General features: G+C 72.4%; 6 protein-coding genes and 1 pseudogene. 4 read left to right on the top strand and 3 right to left on the bottom strand.

Features of this window, described 5'->3' with window-relative positions; genetic code table 11:
- Positions 1–165: 165 nt before the first annotated feature.
- The 3 genes from SACHA_RS0109715 to SACHA_RS0109705 are packed head-to-tail and all read right to left on the bottom strand — an operon-like array spanning position 166 to position 2,632.
- Positions 166–1,362 (bottom strand): ArsA family ATPase, encoded by a 1,197-nt coding sequence (locus tag SACHA_RS0109715; protein ID WP_019809276.1) that lies wholly within the window; start codon positions 1,360–1,362, stop codon positions 166–168.
- On the bottom strand, positions 1,359–2,360 hold the full coding sequence (locus tag SACHA_RS0109710; RefSeq protein WP_019809275.1) for an ArsA-related P-loop ATPase: 1,002 nt from the start codon (positions 2,358–2,360) through the stop codon (positions 1,359–1,361). The genes SACHA_RS0109715 and SACHA_RS0109710 overlap by 4 nt, the downstream gene beginning before the upstream one ends.
- Before the next feature lie 23 nt (positions 2,361–2,383).
- Positions 2,384–2,632, bottom strand: coding sequence for a hypothetical protein (locus SACHA_RS0109705; protein WP_019809272.1), 249 nt, complete (start codon positions 2,630–2,632; stop codon positions 2,384–2,386).
- Positions 2,633–2,665: 33 nt separating this feature from the next.
- On the opposite strand from SACHA_RS0109705, the gene SACHA_RS24430 reads away from it, so the two are divergent.
- From SACHA_RS24430 to SACHA_RS25225, 4 genes and pseudogenes are all read left to right on the top strand, one after another.
- The gene (locus SACHA_RS24430; protein ID WP_019809270.1) at positions 2,666–2,827 is read left to right on the top strand and encodes a DUF4177 domain-containing protein; all 162 of its coding nucleotides are present in this window, start codon (positions 2,666–2,668) and stop codon (positions 2,825–2,827) included.
- A gap of 11 nt (positions 2,828–2,838) precedes the next feature.
- On the top strand, positions 2,839–3,294 hold the full coding sequence (locus tag SACHA_RS0109695) for a RidA family protein (RefSeq protein WP_019809268.1): 456 nt from the start codon (positions 2,839–2,841) through the stop codon (positions 3,292–3,294).
- Positions 3,294–3,926: a hypothetical protein gene (locus SACHA_RS0109690; protein ID WP_019809266.1), complete on the top strand. Its 633-nt coding sequence runs from the start codon at positions 3,294–3,296 to the stop codon at positions 3,924–3,926. The genes SACHA_RS0109695 and SACHA_RS0109690 overlap by 1 nt, the downstream gene beginning before the upstream one ends.
- 33 nt (positions 3,927–3,959) lie before the next feature.
- Positions 3,960–4,475 (top strand): annotated as a pseudogene (locus SACHA_RS25225) (hypothetical protein); the annotation flags it as partial.

Below are 4,475 nucleotides of genomic sequence, written 5' to 3'. Positions count from 1 at the left end.
GGCCTGCGCCCGCCGTGTCACCGGGGCGCGTGCCCGCTTTGTCACCGGGGCGCGTGCTCGCCCTGCCGCAGGGCCGTGCCGACCGTGCCTCACGCCGCCTCCGCCGTCTCGTCCGGTGATCCGTTCCGGGTGTGTGCCTCACGGCTCGGGTGATTCTACGACGGATCAGCCGCGCGCGAGGCGGTTTCCGATATCCCGGAGCCCGTCGAGGTCGTGGACGTCGCTCGGCAACGCGGGCACCGCGGTCACCGGCACGTGCGGATGCGCCCTGGTGAACCGGGCGAGCAGCCGCTCCTCCCGGGCCGCCATCGCGATCCGGTCGGCGTGCAGCCGCAACACCGCCGCGGCCAGCGCGTCGGCACTGTCGGCACTGTCGGCACTGTCGGCACTGTCGGCGGAACCCTCGTCGTCGTGCCCCGTCGCCGTCCGGCGTTCCAGGGACTCGGCCGCGGCCAGTGCGTCGATGGCGGAGATCTCGGAGACGTCGGCGAGCACGGGGTGGGTGCGGTTGGCGACGAGGCCGTCCAGCGGCATGGACTCGGTGGAGAGCCGGTCGACGAAGTAGCTGGCCTCCCGCAGCGCGTCGGGTTCCGGCGCGGCCACGACCAGGAACGACGTGCCGCGGGAGCGCAGCAGCTCGGCCGTCTTCTCCGCGCGCTCGCGGAACCCGCCGAAGGTGGAGTCGAACGCCTGCACGAACGCCGAGGCGTCGGCCAGCAGCTGCCCACCGAGAATGGTCGACACCGCCTTGGCGAACAGGGAGAAGCCCGCGCCGACGACCTTGCGCAGCCCCCAACTGCCCGCGCGGGCCGGGCTGGTCAGCAGCCGGATCATCCGGCCGTCCAGCGCGGCCGAGAGCCGGTTGGGCGCATCCAGGAAGTCCAGCGCCGAGCGGCTGGGCGGGGTGTCGACGATGATCAGATCCCACTCGCCGGTCGCCGCGAGCTGTCCCAGTTTCTCCATCGCCATGTACTCCTGCGTTCCGGAGAACGACGTGGAGATCGTCTGGTAGAAGGGGTTCGCCAGCAGCTGCTCCGAGCGCTCCGGGCCCGCGTGCCTGCGCACCATGTCGTCGAAGGTGCGCCGCATGTCCAGCATCATCGCCCACAGTTCGCCCGTGGGCTCGAACCCGGGCACGGACACCTGACGCGGGTGGTTGCCCAGTTCGCGCAGGCCGAGGGCCTGGGCGAGCCTGCGCGCCGGGTCGATCGTGAGCACCACGGTCTGCCTGCCGCGTTCGGCGGCGCGCAGTGCCAGTGCCGCCGCGGTGGTGGTCTTGCCGACCCCGCCGGAGCCGCAGCACACCACCACCCGGGTCGCCGGGTCGTCCAGCAGGCCGTCGACGTCGAAGGTGTCGGTCATCGCACACCTTGATCCACGAGCGCGTCGGCGAGTTCGTAGAGCGCGGCCACGTCCACGCCGCCCGCGAAGTCCGCCAGCTCCAGCGTGGGCAGGTCGGCCTCGGCGAGCTGTTCGCGGGAGCGCTGCTCCGCGGCGATGCCGACGGCGTGCTCCACGGTCTCCGCGGCGAGCGCGTCCACCGTGCTCCCGGGCAGTTCCAGGCCCGCGGTCGCGAGTCCGGACCGTACGCGCTCGGCGTCCACCCTGCCGTCGGCGGCGGGGAGCAGGGCGGGGGCGGGCAACCGCGAGGGCCGGACGCGGTTGACCAGGACCGCCCCGGGGCGCAGATCCGCGCCGTCCAGCTCGGCCACCGCGTCGAGCGTTTCGCGCACCGGCATCTCCTCCAGCAGTGTGACGATGTGGACGGCCGTCTCACCCGAGTGCAGCAGCCGGACCACCCCATCGGCCTGCCCCCGGATGGGGCCGGTCTTGGCGACGTCCGTGAGCGCACGGGTGACATCCAGGAAGCGCACCACCCGCCCGGTGGGCGGTGCGTCCACGACCACGGCGTCGTAGGTGTGCCTGCCGTTCGACTCGGTGCGCCCGACACACTCCTTGATCTTGCCGGTCAGCAGGACGTCGCGCAGCCCCGGCGCGAGGGTGGTGGCGAACTCGATGGCGCCCATCCGGCGCAGGGTCCGTCCCGCGAAACCGAGGTTGTAGAACATCTCGAAGTACTCGAGCAGGGCCGCCTCGACGTCCACGTGCAGCGCCCGCAGCTCACCCCCGCCGGGCGCGGCGGCGATGCGTTGCTCGGCGTAGGGCAGGGGTTCGGTGTCGAACACCTGGGCGAATCCCTGCCGCCCCTCGACCTCGACGAGCAGGACGCGGCGCCCGTCCCGGGCCAGGGCGAGACCCAGGGACGCGGCGAGCGTGGTTTTGCCGGTCCCGCCCTTCCCGGTCACGAAGTGCAGGCGGCTCCGTTCGAGTTCCTCGGTCCAGCCAGGCAGCGTGGTCACACTCCCAGAGCCTAAGCCACCGTTCAGCTCACCAGGGCCGCGACGCTCACCATCAGTGCCACACCCCCGGCCAGTGCCCAGGTCGCCGGGACGGGTAGCACCGTGAGAGTGAGCACACACGCCACGGCGAGGGCGGTGAACGAGACGAGGCCGGCCACCGTCACCGTGCCCGGCCTGCCGGTGCGGTCCCGTGCCAGGGCCATCACGATCGCCACCCCCACCAGTCCGGGGACGGCCAGCAGAACCGTCGCCAGGATGCGCCATGCTTCCACGAGACCCGACGGTAGTGGCTAGGGTGTCGGACCATGAGCACTACGAAGTGGGAGTACGCCTCCGTCCCCCTGCTGATCCACGCGACGAAGCAGATCCTCGACCAGTGGGGCGAGGACGGTTGGGAGCTGGTGACGGTGCTGCCGAACCCCAGCGGTGAGCAGCACGTCGCCTACCTCCGGCGCGAGAAGGAATGACGGGGCCGGCGATGAGCTGGAGCACGAGACTCGCGGAACTCGGCATCGACCTGCCCGCCGTCGCGACCCCGGTCGCGGCCTACGTGCCTGCCGTCCGCACCGGGCGGTACGTGTACACCTCGGGCCAGCTGCCGTTCGTCGCGGGCGAGCTGGCCGCGACCGGCAAGGTCGGCGCGGAGGTCAGTCCGGAGGAGGCCAAGCGGCACGCCCGGACGGCGACCCTGAACGGTCTCGCGGCCGTCGACTCGGTCGTGGGTATCGACTCCGTCGTCCGGGTGGTGAAGGTCGTCGGGTTCGTCGCCTCGGGGGAGGGCTTCGGTGGCCAGCCCGCGGTGATCAACGGAGCGTCCGAGCTGCTCGGTGAGGTGTTCGGGGACGCGGGGGCACACGCCCGCTCGGCCGTCGGGGTGGCCGAACTGCCGCTGGGCGCGCCCGTCGAGGTGGAGCTCGTCGTGGAGGTGTCCTGATGGACCCGGACGTCGAGGAGGCGTCCCACGAACTGCTCCTCCGCCTGGCGGGCCGGATGCCCGACCGGATGCTGTGGCGGTTCCGCGACTGGTTCGGCGAGGGTGCGATGGCCACGCTCGCGAGGACGCTGCCCAAGGCCCTGCTCAAGCACCGGGTCGACCTCGACCAGTCGGAGTACCGGCTGCTCGTCGCCGGTCTCATCCCTTACGGGGCCGATTGGCACGAGGTCAGTTCGACGCTCGGGGTGGACGCCTCGGCCGAGAGCAGGTACACATTCACCCCGGAAGCACCCGAACGGGTGAACACCGTCGATTCGGTGTCCGTGGTGGTCCCCGCGACGCTGCGTGGGCGCCCGGACGTGGGCGAGGTCCGGGAGAGCTGGCGGTACGACCACGAGTCCGCCGACCGGGAGGCCAAGCGGATACTCCTGGTCACCGCGGTGTCCGGGCTGCCGCGTCTGGCCGGGGAGTTGCAGCGGGTTCTGCGCGTGCTGGGGGAGGAGGAACCCGGAGTGGAGGTCCTGCCCGCGCAGGCGGAACCGCCCCCCTACCACCGGGCCGCGCTCGCGACCTCCCGGTTCGTGTGCGTGGGCGCCGTGGACGCCGGACACCACAGGCTCGTACCCGCGTGACGCTCGCTTTCGCGGGCTGGAGGGAGAACGGCGATGGTGGACGTGCACGAGGGCATGCCGAAGGACGGCTTCGCCGTGCCGCTGCGTCTGCACAACGTCCTGCTGGCACTGGCGGGCAGACTCGACGACAGCGCGCTGTCGGACGCCCGTGAGCTCGTCGCACGCTCACATCTCGACGAGGCCGCGGAACTCGCGGTCGGTGCCCTGATCGCCGGCCGGATCCCGGTGCGGCCCGCGGAGCAACGGGAGCTCGCGCTGGTGCTGGAGATGAGCCGGTCCGACTCCGCGCTGGCCGAGGACCTCACCGTGGGCGAGTCCGGCACGGAACCCGCACACCGGTTCTCCGGCGCGGACCAGCCGGACCGCGGCATGGCGGAGGCGCTGGACCGCATCCTCCAGGTGCTTCCCGACCTGCGGTCGGTCCACGCGGTGTGGCGCAACACCCCGGCGGGGGCCGTGCCCGGGCCGCTGCCGCAGCGGGTGGTGCTCATCGAGATCGGCCCGGAGGCACACCCGCCCGCGGTCGCCTTCCGGGTCGACGACGCGCTG

The organism is Saccharomonospora halophila 8, from assembly GCF_000383775.1.
GTDB classification, from domain to species: Bacteria; Actinomycetota; Actinomycetes; order Mycobacteriales; family Pseudonocardiaceae; genus Saccharomonospora; species Saccharomonospora halophila.
Note: the sequence above shows the minus strand (reverse complement) of the source record. Positions and strands in the feature narration are given on the sequence as shown.

Excerpts from the sequence above, each read along its gene's own strand:
- SACHA_RS0109715 (WP_019809276.1), bottom strand. The coding sequence starts at position 1,362 with ATGACCGACACCTTCGACGTCGACGGCCTGCTGGACGACCCGGCGACC.
- SACHA_RS24430 (WP_019809270.1), top strand. The coding sequence starts at position 2,666 with ATGAGCACTACGAAGTGGGAGTACGCCTCCGTCCCCCTGCTGATCCAC.
- SACHA_RS0109695 (WP_019809268.1), top strand. The coding sequence starts at position 2,839 with ATGAGCTGGAGCACGAGACTCGCGGAACTCGGCATCGACCTGCCCGCC.
- SACHA_RS0109690 (WP_019809266.1), top strand. The coding sequence starts at position 3,294 with ATGGACCCGGACGTCGAGGAGGCGTCCCACGAACTGCTCCTCCGCCTG.